26 protein-coding genes are annotated in these 25966 nt (G+C 69.2%); 10 read left to right on the forward strand and 16 right to left on the reverse strand.

The window, feature by feature from the left end:
- The first annotated feature begins 47 nt into the window (after positions 1–47).
- The gene (locus RAMLITH_RS15530; RefSeq protein WP_168108342.1) at positions 48–272 is read left to right on the forward strand and encodes a hypothetical protein; all 225 of its coding nucleotides are present in this window, start codon (positions 48–50) and stop codon (positions 270–272) included.
- A gap of 2 nt (positions 273–274) precedes the next feature.
- Here RAMLITH_RS15530 and RAMLITH_RS15535 read toward each other — a convergent pair whose 3' ends face one another.
- The 7 genes from RAMLITH_RS15535 to bamE form a co-directional block, all read right to left on the reverse strand.
- Positions 275–787, reverse strand: coding sequence for an NADH-quinone oxidoreductase subunit B family protein (locus tag RAMLITH_RS15535; RefSeq protein ID WP_168108343.1), 513 nt, complete (start codon positions 785–787; stop codon positions 275–277).
- A 2-nt stretch (positions 788–789) separates the two neighbouring features.
- A complete protein-coding gene (locus RAMLITH_RS15540) occupies positions 790–2331 on the reverse strand; it encodes a hydrogenase large subunit (RefSeq protein ID WP_168108344.1) in 1542 nt (513 codons plus the stop codon).
- A gap of 4 nt (positions 2332–2335) precedes the next feature.
- Positions 2336–3796, reverse strand: a complete 1461-nt coding sequence (locus RAMLITH_RS15545) for a hydrogenase 4 subunit F (RefSeq protein ID WP_168108345.1) — start codon at positions 3794–3796, stop codon at positions 2336–2338.
- A gap of 4 nt (positions 3797–3800) precedes the next feature.
- Positions 3801–4460, reverse strand: a complete 660-nt coding sequence (locus RAMLITH_RS15550) for a formate hydrogenlyase (RefSeq protein ID WP_168108346.1) — start codon at positions 4458–4460, stop codon at positions 3801–3803.
- Complete coding sequence (locus tag RAMLITH_RS15555; protein ID WP_168108347.1) at positions 4457–5416, reverse strand: respiratory chain complex I subunit 1 family protein; 960 nt, start codon at positions 5414–5416, stop codon at positions 4457–4459. The genes RAMLITH_RS15550 and RAMLITH_RS15555 overlap by 4 nt, the downstream gene beginning before the upstream one ends.
- Positions 5417–5435: 19 nt before the next feature.
- Positions 5436–7469: a hydrogenase 4 subunit B gene (gene hyfB, locus RAMLITH_RS15560; RefSeq protein ID WP_168108348.1), complete on the reverse strand. Its 2034-nt coding sequence runs from the start codon at positions 7467–7469 to the stop codon at positions 5436–5438.
- 194 nt (positions 7470–7663) lie between these two features.
- Positions 7664–8155, reverse strand: a complete 492-nt coding sequence (gene bamE / locus RAMLITH_RS15565; protein ID WP_168108349.1) for an outer membrane protein assembly factor BamE domain-containing protein — start codon at positions 8153–8155, stop codon at positions 7664–7666.
- A 44-nt stretch (positions 8156–8199) separates the two neighbouring features.
- Between bamE and RAMLITH_RS15570 the strand changes: the two genes are divergently transcribed.
- From RAMLITH_RS15570 to nadB, 3 genes are all read left to right on the forward strand, one after another.
- Complete coding sequence (locus tag RAMLITH_RS15570; RefSeq protein ID WP_168108350.1) at positions 8200–8424, forward strand: DUF3460 family protein; 225 nt, start codon at positions 8200–8202, stop codon at positions 8422–8424.
- Positions 8421–9275, forward strand: a complete 855-nt coding sequence (locus tag RAMLITH_RS15575) for a segregation and condensation protein A (protein ID WP_168108351.1) — start codon at positions 8421–8423, stop codon at positions 9273–9275. The genes RAMLITH_RS15570 and RAMLITH_RS15575 overlap by 4 nt, the downstream gene beginning before the upstream one ends.
- A 68-nt stretch (positions 9276–9343) precedes the next feature.
- Positions 9344–10933 carry an L-aspartate oxidase gene (gene nadB / locus RAMLITH_RS15580; RefSeq protein WP_168108449.1) on the forward strand — a complete coding sequence of 530 codons (1590 nt, stop codon included), beginning with the start codon at positions 9344–9346 and terminating at the stop codon, positions 10931–10933.
- Here the strand turns inward: nadB and RAMLITH_RS15585 are convergent.
- The 3 genes from RAMLITH_RS15585 to nadC are packed head-to-tail and all read right to left on the reverse strand — an operon-like array spanning position 10902 to position 14981.
- Positions 10902–12947, reverse strand: a complete 2046-nt coding sequence (locus RAMLITH_RS15585) for an acyltransferase family protein (protein ID WP_168108352.1) — start codon at positions 12945–12947, stop codon at positions 10902–10904. The two genes, nadB and RAMLITH_RS15585, sit on opposite strands and share 32 nt — an antisense overlap.
- Before the next feature lie 52 nt (positions 12948–12999).
- Entirely contained in the window at positions 13000–14118 is a 1119-nt protein-coding gene (nadA, locus tag RAMLITH_RS15590) for a quinolinate synthase NadA (RefSeq protein WP_168108353.1), read from the reverse strand.
- Positions 14118–14981, reverse strand: coding sequence for a carboxylating nicotinate-nucleotide diphosphorylase (nadC, locus tag RAMLITH_RS15595; RefSeq protein WP_168108354.1), 864 nt, complete (start codon positions 14979–14981; stop codon positions 14118–14120). The genes nadA and nadC overlap by 1 nt, the downstream gene beginning before the upstream one ends.
- Positions 14982–15129: 148 nt before the next feature.
- Here nadC and RAMLITH_RS15600 point away from each other — a divergent pair, with 148 nt between their 5' ends.
- Together RAMLITH_RS15600 and RAMLITH_RS15605 are read left to right on the forward strand one after the other, a co-directional pair.
- Positions 15130–15501, forward strand: a complete 372-nt coding sequence (locus RAMLITH_RS15600) for a copper-binding protein (protein ID WP_168108355.1) — start codon at positions 15130–15132, stop codon at positions 15499–15501.
- A gap of 50 nt (positions 15502–15551) precedes the next feature.
- Positions 15552–15881 (forward strand): thioredoxin family protein, encoded by a 330-nt coding sequence (locus RAMLITH_RS15605; RefSeq protein ID WP_168108356.1) that lies wholly within the window; start codon positions 15552–15554, stop codon positions 15879–15881.
- Here RAMLITH_RS15605 and RAMLITH_RS15610 read toward each other — a convergent pair.
- The 4 genes from RAMLITH_RS15610 to gpmA all read right to left on the reverse strand — a co-directional run bounded on the left by RAMLITH_RS15610 (position 15878) and on the right by gpmA (position 21461).
- Positions 15878–17305 carry a sigma-54-dependent transcriptional regulator gene (locus RAMLITH_RS15610; RefSeq protein WP_168108357.1) on the reverse strand — a complete coding sequence of 476 codons (1428 nt, stop codon included), beginning with the start codon at positions 17303–17305 and terminating at the stop codon, positions 15878–15880. The genes RAMLITH_RS15605 and RAMLITH_RS15610 overlap by 4 nt on opposite strands.
- Entirely contained in the window at positions 17302–18933 is a 1632-nt protein-coding gene (locus RAMLITH_RS15615) for a sensor histidine kinase (protein ID WP_168108358.1), read from the reverse strand. Before RAMLITH_RS15615 ends, RAMLITH_RS15610 begins: the two co-directional genes overlap by 4 nt.
- A 181-nt stretch (positions 18934–19114) precedes the next feature.
- Complete coding sequence (locus tag RAMLITH_RS15620; RefSeq protein WP_168108359.1) at positions 19115–20554, reverse strand: S41 family peptidase; 1440 nt, start codon at positions 20552–20554, stop codon at positions 19115–19117.
- Positions 20555–20717: 163 nt separating this feature from the next.
- On the reverse strand, positions 20718–21461 hold the full coding sequence (gpmA, locus tag RAMLITH_RS15625; protein ID WP_168108360.1) for a 2,3-diphosphoglycerate-dependent phosphoglycerate mutase: 744 nt from the start codon (positions 21459–21461) through the stop codon (positions 20718–20720).
- Between the two features lie 85 nt (positions 21462–21546).
- Here gpmA and RAMLITH_RS15630 point away from each other — a divergent pair, with 85 nt between their 5' ends.
- The 4 genes from RAMLITH_RS15630 (at position 21547) to RAMLITH_RS15645 (ending at position 23859) form a co-directional block, all read left to right on the forward strand.
- On the forward strand, positions 21547–21954 hold the full coding sequence (locus RAMLITH_RS15630; RefSeq protein ID WP_168108361.1) for a rhodanese-like domain-containing protein: 408 nt from the start codon (positions 21547–21549) through the stop codon (positions 21952–21954).
- A gap of 42 nt (positions 21955–21996) precedes the next feature.
- Positions 21997–22263, forward strand: coding sequence for a glutaredoxin 3 (grxC, locus tag RAMLITH_RS15635; RefSeq protein WP_168108362.1), 267 nt, complete (start codon positions 21997–21999; stop codon positions 22261–22263).
- Between the two features lie 110 nt (positions 22264–22373).
- Positions 22374–22838, forward strand: coding sequence for a protein-export chaperone SecB (gene secB / locus RAMLITH_RS15640; protein WP_168108363.1), 465 nt, complete (start codon positions 22374–22376; stop codon positions 22836–22838).
- Between the two features lie 19 nt (positions 22839–22857).
- Positions 22858–23859 (forward strand): NAD(P)H-dependent glycerol-3-phosphate dehydrogenase, encoded by a 1002-nt coding sequence (locus RAMLITH_RS15645; protein ID WP_168108364.1) that lies wholly within the window; start codon positions 22858–22860, stop codon positions 23857–23859.
- Positions 23860–23932: 73 nt separating this feature from the next.
- Here the strand turns inward: RAMLITH_RS15645 and RAMLITH_RS15650 are convergent, their stop codons facing one another.
- Complete coding sequence (locus RAMLITH_RS15650; protein ID WP_168108365.1) at positions 23933–24601, reverse strand: cytochrome b/b6 domain-containing protein; 669 nt, start codon at positions 24599–24601, stop codon at positions 23933–23935.
- On the reverse strand, positions 24598–25956 hold the full coding sequence (locus tag RAMLITH_RS15655; protein WP_168108366.1) for a cytochrome c3 family protein: 1359 nt from the start codon (positions 25954–25956) through the stop codon (positions 24598–24600). The genes RAMLITH_RS15650 and RAMLITH_RS15655 overlap by 4 nt, the downstream gene beginning before the upstream one ends.
- Between the last annotated feature and the right edge of the window lie 10 nt (positions 25957–25966).

The following is a 25966-nucleotide window of genomic DNA, read 5'->3' on the forward strand; positions in this document are numbered from 1 at the left end:
GCTTTACACACGCTGCCTACAATGCCTCATCCATTGAAGGCCGCACGATGTTCCGCAGTCCCCGCTCCGCTCTCCGATTCCCCGTCCGACTGGCCGCGCTGCTCGCACTCGTGACGCCGCTGCTGGGCGGGTGCGCGGTCGCGATGGTCACGGGTGCCGTGGTGGGCGTGGCCGCGACCGGCGTCGGACTGGCCGTGGATGCGGGTGTCGGCGCCGTCAAGCTGACCGGCAAGGCCGTCGGCGCCGTGCTGCCCGGCGGCGACGACGAGTAGCGTTACCGGCGCCGTCGCACGGCGGCGAGGATGCCGCGCATGATCTCCAGCGGCGGCGGCGGGCACCCCGGCACCGTCACGTCCACCGGCAGGATCTTCGACACGCCGCCACACGAGGCGTAGTTTTCGCCGAAGATGCCGCCGCAGCCGGCGCAGTCGCCCACGGCCACCACCAGCCTCGGCTCCGGCACGGCTTCGTAGGTGCGCAGCAGCGCCTGCTCCATGTTGCGCGTGACGGGACCCGTCACCAGCAGCATGTCGGCATGGCGCGGGCTGGCCACGAACCTGATGCCCAGCCCCTCCAGGTTGTAATAGGGATTGTTGAGCGCCTGGATCTCGAGTTCGCAGGCATTGCACGAGCCCGCGTCGACCTGCCGGATGGCCAGCGCCTGGCCCAGGATGTCGAGGATCTCCTGCCGGATGCGGGTGGCAGCGCCCACGTCGGCAAGATCGGGCGCCGGCGCGGCTTCGGTCGGGATGCCGGCACGTGCTATCTGGCGGACGATCTTCCACATGCCTAGAGGTCCACTCCGGAATAACTGAGGTTGAAGGACTTGTTGATCAGCGGGAAGTCCGGAACGATGTTCCCGATGATCGCGTGCTCCAGCACGGGCCAGTTCTGCCACGACGGGTCGTGGCAGTGGCAGCGCAGGATGCTGCCGTCGGCGGCGAGTTCCAGCGCGACGAAGACCTCGCCGCGCCAGCCTTCGACCCGGCCGGCGCCGGCCCCGCGCGGAGGCGCCAGGTCGACGCGGGCCGGCCCCGCCGGCAGGCGCGTGCAGAGCTCCCGGATCAGGCGCAGGGATTCGAACGTTTCGTGGAAGCGAACGGCGACGCGGGCCGCCACGTCGCCGGCCTGCTCGCCGGCGGCGACGACCCGCAATTCGTCGTAGGGCGGCCAGGGCTGGTCGCAACGCAGGTCGGTAACGCGGCCACTCGCGCGGGCCGCCAGTCCGGTCAGCCCCAGCTGCGCCGCGAGCGTCGGCGCGACGATGCCGGCGGTGGCGAACCGGTCCTGCAGGCCGGCATGCGATTCGTAGATGCTGTCCATCGTGCGCACCTGCGGCTCGATCGCGTCGCACTGCCGCAGCAGCCGGTCGCGGGCCGGGCCGTCGACGTCGCACGCCACGCCCCCCGGCGCCACGCAATCCATCGTCAGCCGGTGGCCGAAGACCTCGCCGGACAGCCGCAGCCAGTCCTCGCGCAGCCGCGAGAACTGGGCCAGCCCGAAGCCGAGCGCCGCGTCGTTGCCGAGCGCGCCGAGGTCGCCCAGGTGGTTGGCCACGCGCTCGCGCTCGAGCAGCAGGGCGCGCAACCACTGCGCGCGCTGGGGGACGGCCACGCCGAGCGCGCCTTCGACGGCCATGCAGTAAGCCCAGGCGAAACCGACCGTCGAATCACCCGAGACCCGGCCCGCGAGCCGGTGCCCTTCCAGCGCGGGCAGGCCGATGAAGCGCTGCTCGATGCCCTTGTGCGTGTAGCCAAGGCGCTGCTCGAGCCGCAGCACCTTCTCGCCGACCACCGAAAAGCGGAAATGGCCCGGCTCGATGGTGCCGGCATGCACCGGCCCGACCGGAATTTCGTGGACGCCGTCGCCTTCGACCCGAACGAAGGGATAGTCCTGGACCGGCAGCGGCGTCACGGCCGTGGCGGCCGCCCCGCGCCGCAGTGGCTGGTACTCCGCGGGCCAGGCGCCGTGGTTGAACCAGGGACGCCGGTCCTGCGCGCCCTCGGCCACGATGCCGAGCAGGTCGGCCGCGGCTCGCTGCATCCGGCCCGCGAAGGGGAACAGGTTGGCGATGTCGGGGTAGCTCCCCTCGCCTCCCAGCGGCAGGTCGAGCCAGTACAGTCCTTCGCGCACGGCATACGCGGCGCACACCGCCAGCCCCGGCTCGTTGCCGCGCGAGCGGTCGACGCCCCACAGCGCCAGCAGCCGCCCGCCGCCGGCGGCGACCGTACGTGCGGCGGCGAGCCACTGCAGGTGGTCCACGCTCGCCCGCCACATCGGCAGCGGGCCGTCCAGGCGTTTCGCATCGAGGTTCAGGCCGGACAGTGGCATGGCGTCAGTTCCCCAGCATGCGTGCCGCCTGCCGGTACCACATGTCCAGGTACGGCGGGATGTACAGGCCCAGCATCAGGCCCAGGCCCAGGTGCAGGAACACCGGGATCAGGGCCGGCGGGTGCGGCAGGCGCTTGACGGTGGTGTCGCCGAAGACCATGGGCTGGACCCGGCTGAACACGGTCGCGAATGCCACGCCCAGCGCGACCAGCAGGAACGGCGTGGCCCAGGGCTGCTCGCGCATCGCCGTGGTGACGATCAGGAATTCGCTGGCGAACACGCCGAACGGCGGCATGCCCAGGATCGCCAGCGAGCCGAGCATGAGGCCCCAGCCGACGGTGGGGCTGGTCTTGATCAGGCCGCGGATCTCGTCCATCACCTGGGTACCGGCCTTCTGCGCCGCGTGGCCCACCGCGAAGAAGATCGCCGACTTCACCAGCGAATGCACGGTCATGTGCAGCAGCCCGGCGAAGCTCGCGATCGGCCCGCCCATGCCGAAGGCGAACGTCATGAGCCCCATGTGCTCGATCGACGAGTAGGCGAACATGCGCTTGACGTCCTTCTGCCGGATCAGCAGGAACGCCGAGACCACCACCGAGAGCAGCCCGAACCCCATCATGAGGTTGCCGGCGAGGTTGGTGTGCAAGGCGCCATCGGTCAGCACCTTGCAGCGCAGCGCCGCGTAGAGCGCCACGTTCAGCAGCAGCCCCGACAGCACGGCCGACACCGGCGTGGGGCCCTCGGCATGGGCGTCGGGCAGCCAGTTGTGCAGCGGCACCAGCCCCACCTTGGTGCCGTAGCCGATGAACAGGAACGCGAACGCCAGCGTCATGATGTTCGGGTCCAGCCGGTCCTTCACCGCATCCAGGTGCGTCCACAGGAGCGCGCCGCCCTCGGCGCCGAGCACCCGTTCGGCCGTCATGTACAGCAGCACGGTGCCGAACAGCGCCTGCGCGATGCCGACGCCGCACAGGATGAAGTACTTCCAGGCCGCCTCCAGGCTGGCCGCCGTCCGATAGACGCTGACCAGCAGCACGGTGGTCAGCGTCGCCGCCTCCATCGCCACCCACAGGATGCCCATGTTGTTGGTGGTCAGCGCCAGCAGCATGGTGAAGCTGAACAGCTGGTACATGCTGTGGTACAGGCGCAGCCGGTTGGGCGTCATCTTGCCGTGGTCGCGCTCCACGCGCATGTACGGCCGCGAGAACACGGCCGTCGTCAGGCCGACGAAGGCCGTCAGCGTCACCAGGAAGACGTTCAGCGGGTCGATGAAGAACTCCTCGTCCCAGGCGAACAGCGGACCGTCGGAAATCACGCGGGCCGTGAGGCCGCAGGCGGCGATGAAGGTGCCGAGGCTGAAGCCGACGTTGATCTCCGGCGCGCTCTCCCAATGTCCCGTCAACGCGAGCACGACTCCGCCCGCGATGGGAATCGCCAGCACCAGGAACAGCACGTCGAGATTCATGGCCTCATTGATCCTTGAGCTGTTCCAGGTGGCGGATGTCCAGGCTGTCGAACTGCTCCCGGATCTGGAACATGAAGACGCCCAGGATCAGCACGCCGATCAGCACGTCCAGCGCGATGCCCAGTTCGACCACCATGGGCATGCCGTAGGTCGCCGACGTCGCCGCGAAGAACAGCCCGTTCTCCATCGCCAGGAAACCGATCACCTGCGGCACCGCCTTGGCGCGGGTGATCATCATCAGGAACGACAGCAGCACGCAGGCCAGCGCGATGCCGAGCGTGCCGCGGGCCAGCGACGACGACAGCTGGGCGATCGGCGTGGCCAGGTTGAAGGCGAAGATCACCACCAGGATCCCGATCAGCATCGTGGTCGGGATGTTGATCAGCGTCTCGACGTCCCAGCGGATCTTCAGCCGGTCGATGATCCGGTGCAGCAGGACCGGGATCAGCACGACCTTCAGCACGAAGGTCAGAGCCGCCGACAGGTACAGGTGGGGCTGTCCGGTGACGTGGCCGACGATCGCCGTCGAGACCACCAGCGCCAGGCCCTGCAGCGTGAACAGGTTGATCAGCGACAGGATGCGGCGCTGCGCGATCATCGCGAACGCCAGCATCAGCAGCAGCGCGCCCAGCAGGTTGATCGACTGCGCCAGCAGGTGGTTCATGCGCCGCCCCCCGAGGCCAGCAGCAGGTGCACCAGCATCCCCAGCACCGCGAGCAGGAAGGCCGACGCGAGGAACTCCGGCACGCGGAAGATGCGCATCTTGGCGGCCAGCGTTTCCAGCACCGCCAGCAGGAACCCGCCGATCGCGAGCTTGCCCACCAGGGCCGGCAGCGCCAGCAGCATCGCCAGCGGCGCATGCGCCTCGGCAATGCCCCAGGGGAAGAACAGCGCCAGGCCGATGCACGAATACGCGAACAGCTTCAGGCTGGCCGCCCATTCGATCAGGGCGAGGTGCCGGCCGGAGTACTCCAGGATCAGCGCCTCGTGGATCATGGTCAGCTCCAGGTGGGTGGCGGGGTTGTCGACCGGCACCCGCGCGTTTTCCGCCAGCGACACCATCGTGAACGCGACGCCGGCGAACGCCAGCGCCGGATAGATCGCCAGTTCCCGGTGCGCCAGCGTCTCGACGACCGTGGTGAGCGACGTCGAGCGGGAGATCAGCGACGCCGAGAACAGCACCATCAGGAGCGCCGGCTCGGCCAGGAAGCCGATCAGCATCTCGCGGCGGGCGCCGAGCGAACCGAACGACGTGCCGATGTCCATCGCCGCCAGCGAGATGAACACGCGCGCCAGGGCGAACAGGCCGACCAGCGCGATCGCGTCAGCGGCCGGCGCGAGCGGCAGGTCGGTGGACAGGGTGGGCACGATCGAGCTGGCCAGCGCCATGCAGCCGAACACGAGGTACGGGACGGCCCGGAACAGCGGCGACGCATGTTCGGCGACCACCGAATCCTTGTGGAACAGCTTGTGCAGCACCTTGTACGGCTGCAGCAGGCCGGGCGCGGAGCGGTTCTGCAGCCGCGCGCGCCACTGGTTCACCCAGCCCGTGAGCAGCGGCGCGAGCGCCAGCGCCACCACGATCTCCAGCACCTGCGAGACGATGCCGGTCCAGGTCATGGGGCCCCCTCCGCGCTGCTCATCGCCGCACCACCATCAGCACCGTGATCAGGGTCGCGAAGCTGTACAGCAGGTAGACCGAGATGCGCCCTTGCTGCAGCAGGCCCACCAGCCGCGCGATGCGGTCGGCCAGGCCCACCAGCGGCAGGTAGATCCAGCGCCAGAAATGATCTTCCACCACCACCCGGTAGCGCGGCCTGGCGTCGAACGGCGTCGGCAGTTCGCGCCGCATCACGAAGAAGGGCTCGAAGATCTGCCGGATCGGCTGGCCGAAGCCCTCGGCCGTGTCCTGCATCCGGGCGTTCTGCCACGGGTAGCCGCAGTCCCACGCCGGCGCCCGGCGCAACCTGCCGTGATAGAGAAGCCGCACCATCAGCCAGGCCAGGCCGAAGCTGGCCGCGACACCCAGCAGGAAGATCACCGGTCCGTAGCTCGCCCGCTCGACGCTGATCGGCGCCAGCAGCCAGCCGCCCGTCGCCACGGTGCGTCCGAGCCCGGCCGCGACCAGTTGCTGCGTGACCGGATCGATCGACTGGATGAACTGCACCGGGGCCAGGCCCAGCCCCACGCAGCCCACCACCAGCCACAGCATGCCGATGCGCTCCCACAAGCCCGCGTCATGCGCCTGCGCCAGCTTGTCCTCGCGCGGCTGGCCGAGGAAGATCACGCCGAAGAACTTGACCATGGTGTAGCCGGCGAGCGCCGCCACCAGGGCGACCAGGGCCGCGGCCAGCGGCACCAGCATGTTCAGCAGCGAGTGCGGCAGCCCCGGGGTGAACAGGAAGCTTTGCAGCAGGAGCCATTCGGAGACGAAGCCGCCGAAGGGCGGCAGGCCGGCGCTGGTCAGCACGCCCAGCAGCGTCACCCAGGCCACCCACGGCATGTAGCGGATCAGGCAGCCGAGCTTGCCCAGGCTGCGCTGCGCCGTCGCGTGCAGCACGCAGCCGGTGCTGAGGAACAGCAGGCTCTTGAAGAACGCGTGGCTGGCCACGTGATACAGGGCGGCGGTGAGCGCCAGCGCCGCCAGCGCCCGCATGTCGTAGGCGGTGAAGACCAGGGCCAGGCCGACGCTGGCCAGGATCAGGCCGATGTTCTCGATCGACGAGTACGCCAGCAGCCGCTTCATGTCCACCTGCACCGCCGCGAAGACGACGCCGAACAGCGCGGTGGCCAGCCCGATCGCCAGCAGCAGGACGCCCCACCACCACACCTGCGAGTGCAGCAGGTCGAAGGACACGCGCAGCAGCCCGTAGATCGCGGTCTTGAGCATCACCGCGCTCATCAGGGCCGACACCGGCGAGGGCGCCGCCGGGTGCGCTTCGGGCAGCCACACGTGCAGCGGCAGCAGGCCCGCCTTCGCGCCGAAGCCCAGCAGCGCCAGCAGGAACGCGATCGAGGCCCAGAAGGCCGACAGGTGCTGCGCCCGCATGTTGGCGAACGTGTAGTCGCCGGTATTGGCCTGCAGCACGCCAAAGCACAGCAGGATGGCCACCGCGCCGATGTGCGCCATCGTGAGGTACAGGTAGCCGGCGCGCCTCACCTCCGGCACCCGGTGGTTGGCGGTCACCAGGAAATAGGAGGACAGCGCCATGGTTTCCCACATCACCATGAACGCGTAGGCGTCGTCGGCCAGCACGACCAGCGTCATCGCCGCCAGGAACACGTGGTATTCCAGGCACAACAGCCCCGGCGGCGTGCCTTCGGCCTTGCGGAAATAGCCGGCGGCGAACACGGACACGCCCGCGCCGACGGCGCCGATCACCATCAGGAAGAAGGCCGCGAGGCTGTCCAGGCGCAGGTGGAAGGGCAGGGTCGGCAGCCCGACCGGCAGCACCACCGTCTGCGGCCCCCCGAAGACCGCGGGCAGCGCCAGGCCGAAGAGCGCCAGGCCGAGAACGCCGCCGGCCGGGAACAGCACGTGCGACACCAGCGTGAAGCGGCGCAGTGCAGCGACACCGGCCAGCCCGATGAGCAGCCACGCGCCGACCACCAGCAGCATCCAGTCGAGCTGGCGCCACAGGCCCGCCTGCGTCAGTCCCCACAACTCCGTCATCTTCGGCCCACGCGCACCGGCGCATCGGCGCCCGGCCGTTCACTGCTGTGGCGAACGGTCTGGTCTTGCGAACCGATTGCGGCCGGTTTCATTGATAAGCCATATCGTAATGCCAATCATCAGGCCCTGATTTGTGATTTGGCAATACCTAATCATTCCGCTCTGCGGCCTCCGACGGCGCCGGGCGGCGCGCGTCAGCGCCCTTGGTGCTCGGGCGCCTCCAGGTCGGGACCGCTGCCGGTGCGCAGCACCCGTTCGTCGGGGCCGAACCAGACCGTGAACACCATGGACTGGTTCGGCGGTTCGAGATAGCGCCAGTCCCAGGCGACCTCGTTCTTCAGCGCGTACGGAGTCTTCTTCATCGGCTTGCCGAGCAGGCGCCGCACTTCCTGCGCCGTCATGCCGGGCCGCACCTTCGCGAACGTGCCGGGATGGAGCACCTGGCGCAGCGAGGTCATCCGGCCGTCCGGGCCGATGCCTATCATGTAGTTCTTCTGGCCGGCGGGCTGGCGGTTGTACTCGAGGATGCGCTCGCCGCCGGCCCCGTCCCAGATCGTCTCCGGCTCGCCGAAGCGCGCCCGGACGTCGGCCTCGCTGGAGACGCCTTCCTCCAGCTCGGCGATGCGCTGCGGATCGCAGGCCGCAAGCGCCAGCACGAGGACACCAGCCATTGTCTTGATGAGCATCAACGGGGCCCCGGGGTAAAATTCGACGCGAAAGGCATCAGTCTATGTCCATCCTGCTTCGCATCTTCCGCCGCCCCGACTACAACTCGGACACGACCGAATTCATCGAGCAGCTGAAGGCCACGAAGCCGTCGGTCGAAGCCGGCCAGCGCGCCGGGCGCGCCCTGCTGTGGGACAAGCACGTCGACCGCGACGCCTCGCGCGAGTGGAAGGCCGCCCGCGTTCGCCAGAAAGCCTACGTCTACTTCTCCAAGCCCGACAGCCGATGACCCGGCCGGCGCCCGCGACGCTGCCCGAGCCGCCGGCGCCCGAGCTGGGGGCCATGCCGGACGTGGTCGACCAGGTCGCGCTGGCGCGGCTCTATGGCGAGCCGCTGTTCGCCATGCCGACCGACCTCTACATCCCGCCGGATGCGCTGGAGGTCTTCCTCGAGGCCTTCGAGGGGCCGCTCGACCTGCTGCTGTACCTGATCCGCAAGCAGAACTTCAACATCCTCGACATCCCGATGGCTGGCGTCACGCGCCAGTACCTGGTGTACGTCGAGGAGATCCGCTCGCGCAACCTGGAGCTCGCCGCCGAATACCTGCTGATGGCCGCGATGCTGATCGAGATCAAGTCGCGCATGCTGCTGCCGCCGAAGAAGAGCGCGGAAGGGCAGGAGGCCGAGGACCCGCGTGCCGAGCTGGTGCGGCGGCTGCTCGAGTACGAACAGATGAAGCTGGCGGCGGCGCGCCTGAACGAGGTGCCGCAACTGGGCCGCGACGTCTGGCGGGCCGAGGTCTACATCGAGCAGTCCCTGCAGCCGCGCTTCCCGGACGTGAACGTCGCCGACCTGCAGGAGGCCTGGCGCGACATCGTCAGGCGCGCGAAGCTGGTGCAGCACCACAAGATCACGCGCGAGGAGCTGTCGGTGCGCGAGCACATGAGCGTCGTCCTGAAGCGCCTGCAGGGCCGCAAGTTCGTCGAGTTCGAGCAGCTGTTCGACGCCGCGCGCGGCGTGCCGGTGCTGATCGTCACCTTCATCGCCGTGCTGGAGCTGGCCAAGGAAGCGCTGATCGACCTGACCCAGGCGGAGGCCTTCGCCCCGATCTACGTGCGGCTTGCGTACCAGCCGGCGTGAACCACACTTCCCGTATCTGGCCGCCGCCGGCCGCGAATGACTGAGGTGACCCCGTGACAGCAACTTCCATGGACTTCGACGTCGTGATCGTCGGCAGCGGCCTGGCCGGCCTGTCGGCCGCCCTGCACCTGGCACCCTCGCACCGGGTGGCGGTCCTCACCAAGCGCGGCATCACCGACGGCTCCAGCGAACGGGCCCAGGGCGGCATCGCCGCCGTGATGGCCGAGGGCGACACCTTCCAGTCGCACGTGGACGACACGGTGGTCGCCGGCGCGGGCCTGAACGACCTGGCCGCCACGCGCTTCGTCGTGGAGCACGCGCCCGAGAGCATCGCCTGGCTGCGCCAGCTGGGGGTGCCGTTCTCGCTGGAAGACGGCCAGCTGCACCTCACGCGCGAGGGCGGCCACAGCGCGCGCCGCATCGTGCACGTCACGGACGCCACCGGCGCCGCCGTGCAGCAGACGCTGATCGAGCACGTGCGGCGCACGCCGAACATCACCGTGTTCGAGGGACACACGCTGGTCGACCTGATCACGAGCCGCAAGCTCGGCATGTCGAGCGGGACGCCGTCGGCCTGCCTGGGCCTGTACGCGCTGGACGAGGCGAAGGACCAGGTCATCACCTTCCGCGCGCCGCAGACCATCCTGGCAACGGGCGGCGCCGGCAAGGTCTACCTCTACACGACCAACCCCGACACGGCGACCGGCGACGGCATCGCCGCGGCCTGGCGCGCCGGGTGCCGCGTGACGAACATGGAGTTCATCCAGTTCCACCCGACCTGCCTCTACCACCCCAACGTCAAGTCGTTCCTGATCAGCGAAGCGGTGCGCGGCGAGGGCGGGCGCCTGCTGCTGCCGGACGGCACGCGCTTCATGCCGCGGCACGACGAGCGCGGCGAACTGGCGCCGCGCGACGTGGTGGCGCGGGCGATCGACTTCGAGATGAAGAAGGGCGGCCTCGACTGCGTGTACCTGGACATCTCGCACCAGCCGGAGGCGTTCATCAAGGAGCATTTCCCGACGATCCACGCCCGCTGCCTGGAACTGGGGATCGACATCACGAAGCAGCCGATTCCGGTCGTCCCGGCCGCGCACTACACCTGCGGCGGCATCCACACCGACCTGGCCGGCCGCACCGACCTGGCCGGGCTGCACGCGATCGGCGAAGCGGCCTACACCGGCCTGCACGGCGCCAACCGGCTGGCGAGCAACTCGCTGGTCGAATGCATGGTGTTCGCGCGCGCGGCCGCCCACGACATCCGCGCGACCCCGCTGCCGACGCCGCCTGCCGTTCCTGCCTGGGACGTCAGCCGCGTGACCGACCCGGACGAGTGCGTCGTCATCTCGCACAACTGGGACGAGCTGCGCCGCTCCATGTGGGACTACGTCGGCATCGTCCGCACGAACAAGCGCCTGGAGCGCGCCGCCCACCGCATCCGCCTGCTGCAGGAAGAGATCCAGGAGTTCTACGCGAACTTCCACGTGACGCGCGACCTGCTCGAGCTGCGCAACCTGGTCACGGTGGCCGACCTGATCGTGAAGTCGGCGCAGGCGCGGCACGAGAGCCGGGGACTGCACTTCAGCCGCGACTATCCCGACATGCTGCCGAACGCGGTGCCCACCATCCTCACTCAGGAGCAGGTGCTCTCGCGCGCCTGAGGGCCCCGGCTTCCCTCGGGCCGGCCGCCAGGGTCCGGTTCAGGACCGTCCCGAGCTTGGCCGCGGCGTAGTCGGAAACGTGGTCGGTGTAGCTGTACAGAACGCCCTTGCCGTCCGCCGACGTGCAAAAGCCGGAGTGCTCGTCGCACAGGTGGGGAACCGTGTCGAAGATCGCGATGCGCCCTGGCGCCATCTGCCGGACCTCCCCGAGCAGCCGCAGGTACTGGCCGGACAGCTCCCGGTGCCGGGCCAGCGCGAGGCGACAGCCGGGCTTGGGCGCCACGACGGCGAACCAGCTGGCCAGTGGCTCGGGCGGCACCAGCCGCGCCTTCGTCAGGCACTTGCCGGGATCGGGCAGCGTGGGGTTGTCGACGACCAGCACGACCTTCTTGCCGGCGCGCAGCAGTTCCGCGGTGAAGCGCGAGAGGCCGTCGCGCGCCACGGCGTAGTGGAGGCTGGCCGGCAGGTCCTCGATGCTGTCTTCCGACTTCAGGTTGAACAGCGCGCGCGTGGCAGCGGCCACGACGACGGTTTCGACGTTGGGATTGACGGCGACCGTGTCGAGGGCGAGTCGCACCCCAGGCTGGTGGCGCGCGTAGCCGCCGGCGTCCGTCAGCAGCGGAATGACCTGGGTGTGCGGCAGCGCGCCGCCGATGAACAGCCACCGGCCGGCCTCCGACGAGGTACGCACCAGGCCGTTGAGCAGCGCGTCGGCCTTGCTGTCGCCGACCAGCGCGAAGCGCTCCGTGCCCCGCGGGTCCCTGGCGCAGCCGCGCACGAGGTGCCGCAGGTCGGGACGGGCCAGCCTGCAGTCGTCGAGCAGCTCCGGGGTCTGTTCCTGGAACCGGCCGGCCGTCAGCGCGACTCGAGGCCCGTCACCGCCCTGCCCGCCCCGCTGCGCGAGCAGGACGCCGGCGCCGCCGAGGACGGCCATGAGGCCCGCCAGCACCGCCACCTTCTGCCGCGCGTGCGCCCCCGTGCGCAGCGGCGTCTCCACCAGCTTCCACGTGCCCCAGGAAAGCAGCACCGCCAGCACGAACAGCAACAGCAGCCCCTCGGGCCGCGGATCGGCGTTGAACAGGATGCGCGCGAGCGCCAGGAGCGGCCAGTGCCAGAGGTAGAGCGGGTAGCTGATGTTGCCGAACCACACCATCGCGCGGTTGCCGAGAACCACCTGGTTCCAGCGAGCCTGCGGGCCGGCCGCGATGACCAGGCCGGCGCCGGACACCGGCAACAGTGCCCACCACCCGGGAAATTCACTGGCGGAGTGGATCAGGCCGATCCCGAGCACGAGCAGGCCAAAGCCGGCCACCGACAGCAGGGCTGGCCGTGCCGGCGGCCAGTCGCCCCCGGCGCGATGGGCCGCCAGCGCCAGCAGCGCGCCCGCGAGCAGTTCCCACACGCGGAACACCGGCAGGTAGAAGGCCGCGACCGCGTCGTGCCGCAGCATCGCCACGCCGGACAACAGCGAGACCAGGAACACCACGGCGACGATTCGCAGCCGGTGCCGGTGCTCCCGCAGGAACCAGAGCAACAGCGGCCAGGCGATGTAGAACTGTTCCTCGATCCCGAGGCTCCACAGGTGGGCGAGCGGCTTGGCTTCCAGGGCGATGTCGAAGTAGCCGCTCTCGCGCCACAACAGCAGGTTGGCGGCGAAGGCGGCGCCGCTGGCCGTGTGCGCGCCCAGTTGCGCGTACTCGTCCGGACGAAGCCATGACCAGCCAGCCGCCAGGACCGCCGCGAGCACCAGCGCCAGCGCGGGGAACAGGCGCCGCACCCGGCGGGCATAGAAGGACAGGACGGAGAACGTGCCGGCCGACACCTCCTCGACCAGGATGCGGGTGATCAGGAAGCCGGAGATGACGAAGAAGATGTCGACGCCGACAAAGCCGCCGAGGAACACATGCGGGAAGAAGTGGTAGCCGACCACCGAGAGGATGGCCACGGCACGCAGGCCGTCGATGTCCGGCCGCCACGTGGAAGGCGCCCGCGCGCCGGACCCCGTCTTCTCCATATGCCCTGGACTCCTTCTCCAGGCGCAGTGTAGACGTGCGCGGGGGTGGCTCCTAGGCCGCGCCGATGTTCGGCACCAGCGACCCCGGCGGCTGGCCCGCCTTGAGCGCGGCCGTGAAGGCCAGCATGCGGTCGATCGGCAGCCGGGCGCGCTGGCCGACCGCGGGATCGACGTGGACCTCGTTGGCGCCGGTCTCCAGCACCGCCGCCAGCCCGGCCAGCCCGTTCATCGCCATCCACGGGCAATGGGCGCAGCTCTTGCACGTGGCGCTGTTGCCGGCCGTCGGCGCCTCGATGAACACCTTGTCCGGATTGAGCGTGCGCAGCTTGTGCATCATCCCGTTGTCGGTGGCGACGATGAACTCCTTCGCGTCCATCTCCCGGGCCGCCTTGAGGATGGCCGAGGTCGATCCCACGGCGTCGGCCAGCGCCACCACTTCGGCCGGCGACTCCGGGTGCACCAGCACCTTGGCCCTGGGGTACTGCTTCATCAGCGCTTCCAGCTCGAAGGCCTTGAACTCGTCGTGCACGATGCACGCACCGTTCCAGAACACCATGTCGGCGCCGGTCTCGCGCTGGATGTAGCCGCCCAGGTGCCGGTCCGGCGCCCACAGGATCTTCTGGCCCGCATCCTTCAGCGCCCGGACGATGTCCAGGGCGCAACTGGACGTGACCAGCCAGTCCGAGCGCGCCTTCACCGCGGCGCTGGTGTTGGCGTACACGACCACCGTGCGGTCCGGGTACTGGTCGCAGAAAGCCGAGAACTCGGCGATCGGGCAGCCGAGGTCGAGCGAACAGGTGGCGTCCAGGTCCGGCATCAGCACGCGCTTTTCCGGCGACAGGATCTTGGCGGTCTCGCCCATGAAGCGCACGCCCGACACCACGAGGGTCCGGGCGGGGTGGTCGCGGCCGAAGCGGGCCATCTCGAGCGAGTCGCTGACGATGCCGCCGGTCTCCTCGGCCAGGTCCTGAAGGTCAGGATGCACGTAGTAGTGCGACACCATCACGGCGTCGCGTTCCTTCAGCAGGCGCCGGATGCGGTCCTTCAGCCCGGCCCGCTCGGCCGGGGACGGCTCGGCCGGCACCCGCGCCCAGGCGTGCCTCGTGTCGCAGGCGTTGCCGGGCAACGGCTGCTCGTACTCGACGTCGAAAATCGGGATCACGGCGCTCATCAGATTTCCTTGAGTCGCATGGAAAAGTCGATCGCCTTCACGTCCTTGGTGAGGGCTCCGATGGAGATGCGGTCCACGCCGGTTTCCGCAAGCGGGCGCAGCGTCTCCAGCGTGACGCCGCCCGAGATTTCCAGCACCGCCCGCTGGTCGTTGGTCCGCACGGCCTCGCGCAGCGTGGGCAGGTCCATGTTGTCGAGCAGGATCATGGTGGCGCCGTTGTCGAGCGCCTCCTTCAGCTGCGCCAGCGTCTCGACTTCGATCTCGACGAACGCCGCCTGCGCGGCGACCTTCGCCGCCGCCTGCAGCACCTGCTTCACGCCGCCGGCGGCCGCGATGTGGTTTTCCTTGATCAGCACGGCGTCGAACAGGCCGATGCGATGGTTGGTGCCGCCGCCGGTGCGCACCGCGTATTTCTGGGCCAGGCGCAGGCCGGGCAGCGTCTTGCGGGTGTCGACGATCTGCGCCCGCGTGCCCCGCACGGCCTCGACGTACGTCGCGGTCTTCGTGGCCACGGCACTCAGCAGCTGCAGGAAGTTCAGGGCCGTCCGCTCGGCGGTGAGCAGGCCGCGCGCGCTGCCTTCGATTTCCACCACCACCTGGTCGGCCATCGTCCGCTGGCCCTCGCCGACGAGCCAGTGCACCGTTGCCGCCGGATCCACCTGCCGCACGGCAGCCTCTACCCAGGCCGCGCCGCAGATCACGGCCGGCTGGCGGGCCAGGATCCGGGCCCGGGCGCGGCGGTCCGCCGGGACCAGGGCGGCCGTGAGATCGCCGGCCCCCACGTCCTCGGCCAGAGCCCGCGCGGCATCGGCCCGGGCCAGCTCTGCCAGCGCTGCCGCGGAAAAATCGGTTGTCGTTGCCATCGGGCAAGCATAGCCGCACGGCGCCCCCGCACGGGCTGTGCGGCCTTGTCCGGCATCAAGGGCGCACCGCGGCTCGTGGCACCACGCGAACGACGACCGGCGCGGCTCAGAGCGTGCTCCCGGCGCGGGCATCGCCTAGACTGTAGACATGAACCGACTCGCTCCCGTGCTCCTGGCGCTGAGCCTGGCCACGGCTTTGCCTGCCGCGCGGGCACAGGCCCAGGGCGAACTGCCCAGCGTCCGGATGGTGCGAGGGCACGTCGCCGCCGTCGATCGGGCTCGGCGGCTGGTGGTGCTGAAGCATGACGAGATCCCCAGCCTGGGGATGCCGGAAATGCAGATGGAGTACGTGGTTCCCGAAGGCGCGGTCTTCCCCGAGCTGGCCGCCGGCGACAAGGTGCGGTTTGCCGTGGTCCGCATTGACGGCCGCCACGTGATCACCCGCGTCGCGGCGCTTCCGCCAACCCGCAGCGCGGCCCGGCAGCGCGGGTCGCGGGACGCAGCCCGCTCCGACCCCTGACGCCGGCGCAAGCCTACGGGCGAGCAACGGCTCCGGGCGACAATGGCCGCATGAACACTGCATATGCGCAGCGCGAACCCTCGCGCGCCGAGGTCGATGCGCTGCCCGGGCCGACCCTGCTGGAGTTCGGCGCCCCCTGGTGCGGGTGGTGTCGCGGCGCCCAGCCGCTGATCGGCCAGGCCCTGGCAGCCCATCCGGGGCTGAGGCACCTGAAGGTCGAGGACGGCAGCGGCCGCCCGCTGGGCCGCTCCTACCGCGTCAAGCTCTGGCCGACGCTCATCTTCCTGCGCGACGGCGAGGAGGTGGCACGGCTGGTGCGGCCGCAGGACGCGGCCGCGGTCGGCGAGGCGCTCGCGCGGATCGCTCCGGAACCTTCCTAGTTCTCGTCCTCGTCCGCCGCATCGCCCGGCTCGGTGTCGCGCACGCGGATGTTGTACTTCTTCATCAGCGCCTGGAAGTTGGCGCGCTGCATGCCCGTTTCCTCCGCGCTGCGGGTGACGTTCCAGCCATGGCGCTTGAGCGTCTCGTGGATGAACAGCTTCTCGATGTCCTCCACCGACTTCTCGCGCGCGATCTTCTTCACGCGCTTCAAGTCCTCGCTGGTGCGCGGCACCTCCAGGTCGCGCCGCGGCGCCACGTGCAGGATGCTCGCCAGGTGCGCCTGCCGGATCATGTCGTCGGAGGCCAGGATCACGGCGCGGTGAATCGTGTTCTGCAGTTCGCGCACGTTGCCCGGCCAGTCGTACGTCATCAGCAGGCTCATCGCGCCGTCCGAGAACTTCGGCACCGGGCGACCCAGTTCCTCGCTGAACTGCTTGAGGAAATGGAAGGCCAGCGCCGGGATGTCGTCGCGCCGCTCCCGCAGCGGCGGGATGTGGATCGGGAACACGTTGATGCGATAGAACAGGTCCTCGCGGAACGTGCCTTCCTCCACCATCGCCCGCGGATCCTTGTTGGTCGCCGCGAGCACCCGCACGTTGGTCGTGTGCACGCGCGTGTCGCCCACGGCGCGGAACTCGCGCTCCTGGAGCACCCGCAGCAGCTTCGCCTGCGTCGACAGCGGGATGTTGCCCAGCTCGTCGAGGAACAGCGTGCCGTTGTTGGCCACCTCGAACATGCCGCGCTTGTTCGCCACCGCGCCGGTAAACGCCCCCTTGACGTGGCCGAACAGCTCGCTTTCCAGCAGGTTCTCGGACAGCGCCGTGCAATCCACCGGCACGAAGGGCTCGTCCTTGCGCAGGCTGTTGTAGTGGATGGCCCGCGCCACCATCTCCTTGCCGGTGCCGCTCTCGCCCGTGATCAGCACCGTGGCGTTGGTCGGCGCGCACTTGGCGATCAGCCGGTACACGGCCTGCATCTGCGGCGAGAAGCCGATGATGTTCTCGAAGCGGTACTTGGAACTGACCTCGCTCTTGAGCGAGCGGTTCTCCTGCTTCAGCCGCCGCTGCTCCACGGCCCGGGCGACGACCATCTTCAGCTCGTCGGGGTCGAAGGGCTTGGAGAGGTAGTCGAAGGCGCCCAGCTTCATCGCCTTGACGGCGGTCTGGATCTGCGAGAGGCCGGTCATCATGACGACGTCGATGTCCGGGTGCCGTTCCTTGACGTGCTGCAGCACCTCCATGCCGTCGATCTTGGGCATCATGATGTCCAGCACCACGATGTCGTAGCCGCCCTCGTCGATCCGCCGCAGCGCTTCCCAGCCGTCGCCGACCGCCTCCACCTCGTAATCGTCACCCTCGAGGATGCGCAGGCAGCTGCGAACGACGATCTCCTCGTCGTCCACGATCAGGACCCTGTTTTTCATTGAATGCTCTCCGAGAGATGAAGCGCCGACTCGCCGACGGGCAGCCGGGCCGGCAGGCAGATGCGGAACGTGCTGCCCTCGCCCACCGTGCTTTCGACCTCGATCTCGCCGCCGTGCGAGCGGACGATGCCGTAGCTCACCGACAGGCCGAGGCCGGTGCCCTTGCCCACCTCCTTGGACGTGAAGAACGGATCGAAGATGCGCTGCAGGTTCGCCGTCGGGATGCCGCAGCCGGTGTCGGCGATCGCGATCTCCACCACCGGCAGGGCTTCGCTGGCGCCGGCCAGCTTGCGCGGCGGCAGCAGCCGGCTGCGCACGGTGACGCGGCCCCGGCCCTCGATGGCCTGCTGCGCATTGACCAGGATGTTCATGAACACCTGCTTCATCAGGTCACCGTCGACCGACAGCCGCGGCAGGTCGGGGTCGAGGTCGGTGACGATCTCGACCTGCTGCAGGGCGGCCGAGCGCTCCACGAAGCGCACCGTCTCCTGCACCAGCTGGTTCATGTCGACCAGCGCCTTTTCGGGCGTCTTCTCGCGCGCGAAATCGAGCAGCCGGCGGATGATGCTGGCGCAGCGCTTGGTTTCGCGGATCACGAGGTCCAGGTCGTCGGCGTCGGCGCTGCCTGCGGGCATCTTCTTGCGCAGCAGCGTGGTGAACGTCAGCACGCCGGTCAGCGGGTTGTTCAGCTCGTGCGCGATGCAGGCGGCGAGCTGGCCGATGGAGGCCAGCTTCTCCCCGCGCGCGACTTCGGCCTCGGCCAGCCGCAGTTCCGCGGTGCGCTCCTTGACCTTTTCCTCGAGCTTCTCGACCCAGCCTTCCATTTCCTCCCGCGACGCCTTCAGCGCCGCCATCATCGTGTTGGTGGAGCGGGCGAGGCTGCCGAACTCGTCGTCGCCGCGCACCGGGATCGAATGGTCGAAGTTGCCGGAAGCCAGCCGCTTGGCGCCTTTCTCCAGGTCGGACAGGCGCACGTAGATCAACCGGTGCAACAGCCACCCGACGCTCAGCGCCACCAGGAGGACGAAGCCGACCGACACCACGATCATGTTGATCATGTGGCTGCGCATGGTCTGGTTGATCGCATCCATCGAGTACGTGATGTCGACCACGCCGAGCACGGGCTGCGCCTTGGGGTCGTTGTGGCACGAGGCCGCGGCGCACGACTTCTCGTTGCGGATCACCTCCATGGTGCCCAGGCGCTGGTGGCCGTCGGCGGTCTCGAAGATGCGCCACTTCTTGTGGTTCGGGATGTCCGAGAGCACCTTCTCGGCTTCGTGGCAGTTGGAGCAGTGCTCGGCTTCCTTGTCGATGTTCTGGCCGATCTCCTCCGGGTGGTTGGAGTGCGCGATCACGCCGCTCTTGCGCACCACGCGCACCCGCTGGATGCCCTGCTGCTTGCCGATGTCCTGGATGATCTTGTCGACGATGTCGGGCTCGTCGAGCAACATGGCGTAGCGGGTGCTGCGGGCGATCACCTGCGACAGCTGCGTCATCTGGGCCACCAGGGTGTTCAACTGGTCGCTGCGCGCCTGCTGCGCGACCAGGAACACGAACAGCACCATCACGGTCACCAGGACCGCGCTGAGGGAGAGACTGACCCTGGCTTTGAGGCTGGTCGGGAACATGCCGGCGGGGCGCGCCGTGGTGCAGCGCGCCTCGGGGCCAGTGTGCCCTCAACCGTAACAGGGTCGTTTGATCACAAGCAAGTGAGCCGGGGTTAGCGCCTGCCGCGGCGCAGGAACGAAGAAGCGGGGACGAGCCCCGCTTCCGGTGTCGCATGGAGCGCGGCCCGCCGGCCGCCGCGACTCAGTTTTCCTTCTTCTCGTCCTTGCGCTCGACGATCTGGGTCTTGCTGATCAGGACCGGGCGGCCCTTGAGCTGGTTCAGCGCCTGCACCAGCTGGAAGTCCTTGTCGCTGCCGAACTCGGGCATCTTGCGGTCGGCCACCGGCTTCTTGGCCTCTTCCTCGGCCCGCTTGCGCGCTTCCTCGCGCGCCTTCTCGCGCACCGGATCCTTGGTCTCGGGTCCCTGGCCGCTCATCAGGTGCTTCTCCAGGTCGGCCTCGCGGGTGCGCAGGGCCGAGAAGATGTTGCCTTCCTCGGTCTCGTCGACCAGCACGTCCGGCACGATGCCCTTGGCCTGGATCGACCGGCCGTTGGGCGTGTAGTAGCGCGCGGTGGTCAGCTTCAGGCCGGTGTCCGGGCCCAGCGGGCGCACGGTCTGCACCGAACCCTTGCCGAAGGTCTGGCTGCCCAGGACCGTGGCGCGCTTGTGGTCCTGCAGCGCCCCGGCGACGATCTCGCTGGCCGAGGCCGACCCCTCGTTGACCAGCACCACCAGCGGCACCGTCTTCAGCGCAGCCGGCAGGCGGCGCAGCGGATCGGCGCCGGCGCGGCGCTGGTAGTACTCGGGCGCGGCCCTGTAGACGAACTTGCTTTCCGACAGCTGGCCGTTGGTCGAAACCACGGTGACGTTCTCCGGCAGGAAGGCCGCCGAGACCGCCACGGCCGCATCGAGCAGGCCGCCCGGGTCGTTGCGCAGGTCGAGGACCATGCCCTTGAGGTTCGGCTCGGCCTTGTACAGCTCCTCAACCTTGCGCACGAAGTCGTCCACGGTGCGCTCCTGGAACTGCGACAGCCGGATCCAGCCGTAGCCCGGCTCGATCAGCTTGCCCTTGACCGACTGGGTCTTGATCTCCTCGCGGGTGATCGTCACCGGGAAGCTGCGGTTCTCGTCCTTGCGGAAGATGGTCAGCATGACCTTGGTGTTCGGCTCGCCGCGCATGCGCTTGACGGCGTCGGAGAGCGACAGGCCCTTGACCACGGTATCGTCGATCTTGGTGATCAGGTCGTTGGGCTTGAGCCCGGCGCGGTAGGCCGGCGAGCCCTCGATCGGGGACACCACCTTGACCAGGCCGTCCTCCTGCGAGATCTCGATGCCGACGCCGACGAAGCGGCCGGAAGTGCCTTCGCGGAATTCCTTGAACGACTTCTTGTCGAAATACTGCGAATGGGGATCGAGGCTGGCCACCATGCCGGCGATCGCATCGGTGATCAGCTTCTTCTCGTCGACCGGCTCGACGTAGTCGCTCTTGATCATCCCGAACACGGCGGCAAGCTGCTGCAGCTCCTCCAGCGGCAACGGCGCCAGCGAACCACGGGCGACCGTCTGCAGGGAAACGGTCGTCAGCGCGCCGGCCAAGGCGCCCACGGAAATCCAGCCGGCAATCTTCAGTTTGTGGCTCATGGGAAAAAGGGGTCCAGTCCTTGCAGCGTTCGGAAAATATACACCTGAGAAGCTGCTCTGACGCAGCGGTTCCCCCGTGGTTCCCGCCCGCGCCGTCCAGATGTACGAAAACTTCGCGTTTACCTGAGCTTTACCCTGGTTTTCCCCAGTGCCGTCGCCGCCGTCAGGCCTTGCCCTGCGCCGCCACGGCCGCGGCGGCCTTCGCGGCCGCCTCGGGGTCACCCAGGTAATAGTGCCGCAACGGCCTGAGCTGCTCGTCCAGTTCGTACACCAGCGGAATGCCGTTCGGGATGTTGAGGCCGACGATCTCCTGGTCGGAGATCCCGTCCAGGTATTTCACCAGCGCCCGCATCGAGTTCCCGTGGGCCGCCACCAGCACGCGCTGGCCCGACCTGATCGCCGGTGCCATGGCCTCGTTCCAGAACGGCAGCACGCGCGCCACGGTGTCCTTGAGGCACTCGGTGCGCGGAAAGTCCTCGGGGCGCACCTGCTCGTAGCGCCGGTCGCCGCGCTCCCAGCGCGGGTCGCCCTCGTCCAGGGCCGGCGGCGGCACGTCGTAGCTGCGGCGCCAGACCAGCACCTGCTCGTCGCCGAACTTGCGGGCGGTTTCCGCCTTGTTGAGGCCCTGCAGCGCGCCGTAATGGCGCTCGTTCAGGCGCCAGGAGTGCACCACCGGCAGCCAGGTGCGGTCCATCTCGTCGAGCACGTGCCACAGCGTGCGGGTGGCACGCTTGAGGACGCTCGTGTAGCACAGGTCGAAGTCCCAGCCTTCCGCCTTGAGCAGCCGGCCGGACTGCACGGCCTGCTCCAGTCCGAGCGGCGTGAGATCCACGTCGGTCCAGCCGGTAAAGCGGTTTTCCAGGTTCCAGGTCGATTCGCCGTGGCGGATCAGGACGAGCTTGTGCATGGGTGAGAGGGCCCTCGGTGTGCGGTGCGGAACCCGGCATTTTAGAATTGCGGGTTCACCTGCAAGCCGCATTCCCCAAGGAACCATGAAATTCATCATCGACAACTGGATGCTCATCTCGGTGGCATTCGTCTCCGGCGCCATGCTGCTGTGGCCCGCCGTCCAGGGCGGGGCCGTGCGCGGCGTATCCGCGGCGGGCGCCGTCCAGCTCATCAACCGGGAGCGGGCGGTGGTCGTCGACGTGTGCGGAGCCGACGAATTCGCCGCCGGACACGTCACGGGCGCCAGGAACGTCCCGCTGGGCGAGTTCGAGCAGCGGCTGCCGGAGGTCGTGAAGAACAAGACCGTGCCGGTGATCCTGGTGTGCGCCAGCGGCATGCGCGCCAACCGCGCGCTGGCCACGGCCAAGAGACTGGGCTACGAAAAGGCCCAAGTGCTGGCCGGCGGGATGAAGGCCTGGAAAGAAGCTAACCTCCCGGTCGAGAAGGCCTGAACCGGCGCCCGCAGCGCGGTCGGACCCACACACAGGAATTCCATGCAGCCCGTCAAGATGTACACCACGGCCGTTTGCCCTTTCTGCATTCGCGCCAAGCAGATCCTCAAAGCCCGCGGGGTCGATGCCATCGAGGAGATCCGCGTCGACACCCAGCCGGAAGAGCGGATGAAGATGATGGAGCTCACCGGCCGCCGCACGGTGCCGCAGATCTTCATCGGCGACACCCACGTCGGCGGCTGCGACGACCTGATGGCCCTGGACGGCCAGGGCGGGCTGGTCCCGCTGCTGAACGGCCAGTCGTCCTGACCCGGGCGCCGCGCCCGCGGGCCGGTCCGCCCGCCCTGAGATAATCCCCCATCCAGCCCGCTTCGGCCGCCGCCGGCGGGCTTTCGCTCGCATTGACAGGAAGAGAAACCATGGCCGAACAGTCCAACGATCCCGTGTTCCAGATCCAGCGCGTCTACCTGAAGGAGGCGTCCCTGGAGCAGCCCAATTCGCCGGCCATCCTGCTGGAACAGGAACAGCCTTCCGTGGACATCCAGCTCGGCGTCGAGGCCCAGCAGGCCGCCGACGGCGTGTACGAGGTGGCCGTGACGGCCACCGTCACCACCAAGATCAAGGACCGCACGGTGTTCCTGGTCGAAGCCAAGCAGGCCGGCATCTTCGAGATCCGCAACGTCCCGGCCGAACAGATGAACGCCGTGATGGGTATCGCCTGCCCGCAGATCGTCTACCCCTACCTGCGCAGCAACGTGTCCGACATCGTGACCCGCGCCGGCTTCCCGCCCGTGCACCTGGCCGAGATCAACTTCCAGGCGATGTTCGAGCAACAGCAGCAGGCGCAGGCCGAGCAGCCCTCCGGCATCATCACCACCGCCTGAAGCCGTCCGGTCCGGCGCCATGAAGATCGCGGTGTTCGGCGCCGGCGCGTGGGGCACGGCGCTGGCCGTCTCCGCCGCGCGCCGGCACGAGGTCACCCTGTGGGCCCGCGACCCGGCGCAGGCGGCGGCGATCGACCGCGAGCGCGAGAACCGGCGCTACCTGCCCGGCATCGCCCTGCCGCCGGCACTGGCCGCCGCCACCGGCGGTGCGCACGTCATTCCCCGGCTGGCGGGCGGCAGTGACCTGTCCATCGTCGCGACGCCCATGGCGGGACTGCGGGAGATGCTGACCCACCTGCGGCAGCATCCGGGGCCGGTCGCCTGGCTGTGCAAGGGCTTCGAGGCGCCCGTCGGCGATGCCGACGGGCTGCTGGGCCACGAAGTCAAGGCCCAGGTCGCGCCCGGCCTGCAGGCCGGCATCCTCAGCGGACCCAGCTTCGCGCTCGAAGTGGCGCGCGGCCAGCCCACGGCGCTGGTGGCCGCCAGCGACAGCGCCGTCGTGCGCGACGCCCTCGTGGCCGCCTTCCACAGTCCGCAGTTGCGCGTCTATGGCAACGACGACGTCGCCGGGGTCGAGATCGGCGGCGCCGTGAAGAACGTGCTGGCGATCGCCACCGGGCTGTGCGATGGCCTGGCCCTGGGCCTGAACGCCCGCGCGGCGCTGATCACCCGCGGCCTGGCGGAAATGACGCGGCTGGGCGTGGCGCTCGGAGCCCGTCCGGAGACCTTCATGGGCCTTTCCGGGCTGGGCGACCTGGTCCTCACGGCCACCGGCGACCTGAGCCGCAACCGCCGCGTCGGGCTGCTGCTGGCCCAGGGCGCGACCTTGCAGCAGGCCGTCGATTCGCTGGGCCACGTGGCCGAGGGCGTCTACTGCGCCAGGGCGGTCGTGCGTCGCGCGAGGCACCTGGCCGTCGAGATGCCGATCGCCAGGGCCGTCGTCGCGCTGCTCGATGGCGAGCTCGCGCCCTCGGGCGCGGTCGCGGCCCTGATGGGGCGCGACCCCGTCGCCGAAGGCTGAGAGCCCGGCGGCATCCCCTGCCGTCCGGGCTCCGCCCGCCGGGCGGGGCCTCCCCAGGCCCGCCCCAACCCCGTCACGCCTTGGCGGCGCCTTCGGCGGCCGGCGCCACCGGCGCGTCGCATTCCTCGTGCTCTTCCTCGTACCCCGTGATCATGGCCTTGATGTGGGCGGTGGGCGTGTGGCCCAGCGTGGCCAGGTACGGATGGAAGAACATGTAGAAGACGAAGAAGATGAAGATCAGCACGTGCACCGTGTCGACCACCCGCACCCCGCCGACCATGTCGATGTACGGCTGGAAGCGCTTGACGTCCCACAGCATCAGGCCGGTGGCGAACTGCAGCGGCAGCAGGAACAGCATCAGGATCTGGTAGAGCATGCGCTGCAGCGGGTTGAACTTGTTGTACGGGTCGATGTGGTGCGGATTGGGCTCGCCGCGGAACATCCCGTACCCGTAGTACAGCATCTGCTTGAGCGACTGGTCGGCCAGCTTGACGATGTTGAACTCGGGGTGGTAGGCCTTGTTCCTGTCCGAGAACAGGTAGAACAGCAGCCAGATGAAGAAGTTGGCGATCAGCGCGAAGGCCACCCAGTTGTGCACCACGACGGCGGTGCGGAATGACATCAGGCTGAAGAGGTCCAGGTAGCGGATCTGCACCCCGGTCACGATCAGGATGATGAACATCAGCGCGTTGGCCCAGTGCCAGATGCGGACGGGCAGCGGATTGACGTAGACCCTGCTCATGATGTGCTCCGATCGTCCTGTCGCGCGGCGGACGCCGCTTCGAGCGCCTTGCGTTCGCGCTGCCGCCTGAAGTACAGCTTGGCCGCCAGGTGGGCGCCCGGCAGCAGGATGCCGCCGGCCACGGCCAGCACCAGCAGCACGTCCAGCAGCACGATGCGCGTGCTGCCGATTGCATAGAAGCCGCCGACGGCGCCGACCGACTCGATCGAGGTCAGGATGCCCTGGCTCGCCTCGCGCCGCAGCGGCCGCCCGTCCGGCCCCGCCATGCTCACCGTCACGGCCTGGAACGATGCCGCACCGCGGCGATGGCAGGTGTCGCAGTCCGCGACCGCCAGCGCCTTCGCGCCGAGCTGGTGGGCCTGCACGCCGGTCTGGACTTCGAGCCGGCCGCGGACCACGGTCTTGACGGCCGCGCCGTCCTGGTTGAATTCCTGCAGCAGGCTCCACAGCGCGCGCCCATCCAGCCCGGCATTGGCGCTGCCGGCGGCGCGGCTCTTCTCGAACGTGGGCACGCCCACCTTGCCGGCCTGGTGCGGCGCGGCGCCTTCGTACAGCCGCAGGTTGACGCGGCGCGTGGTGCCCGGCGAATGGCAGGCGGGGCACGAGATCGCCTCCAGGTGCCGCGGCGTGTTCGGCAGCCACTGCGCATGGGTGGCCGCCACGTCCTTGTGGCACGAGACGCACTGGTTCTTCAGGTGGTCGCCGAGTGCCGCGGCCTTCACGTCGTGGGTGCGGTGGCAGTCCTTGCACACCAGCGCTTCCTCGCCGCCCAGCTGCCCGTGCACGCTGTCGGCGAACGCGCGGCTGATGCCGTCATGGCACTTGGCGCATGGCGCGGCCAAGGCCCGGCCGCTGTCCTGTTCCTTGGCCGAACGGGTCGCATGCGGGTTGTGGCAGTCCGTGCACAACGGAGCCTTGTCGCTGCCCGCGCGGACCAGCGCCGAGTGCACGCTGTCCTCGTACTGCTTCGTCGTCTTCTTGTGGCAGTCGCGGCACTGCTCCATCAGCTCGGTGGCAAGCACGCGGCGGCTGGCGATCGTCCTGCCCTGCTTGTCGTGGCCGTCTTCCAGCCCCGAGTGGCAGGCGGCGCAGCCTTCCTCGCCGTGCACCGACTGCGCGAACGGCTTGCCGGCGACGTGCAGCGACAGCTTCTCGCCATTGCCAAGCTGCTTGGCCAGCTGGGGCTTCGCATGGCATGCGAGGCAGGCCCGGTCCTCGTCGGACAGGGCGGCGGCGGGTGCCGCCTGCGCCGCCAGCCCGAACAGGGAAAAAGCCAGCGCCGCGGCGACGCCCAGGAAGGCATCGCAGCGGCGCCGGCGGTCGGCGCTGCGGGAGGTCGTTCGGACACTGGTCATGAAGTCCCCG

The sequence above is a fragment of the Ramlibacter lithotrophicus genome, from assembly GCF_012184415.1.
Taxonomy (GTDB): domain Bacteria; phylum Pseudomonadota; class Gammaproteobacteria; order Burkholderiales; family Burkholderiaceae_C; genus Ramlibacter; species Ramlibacter lithotrophicus.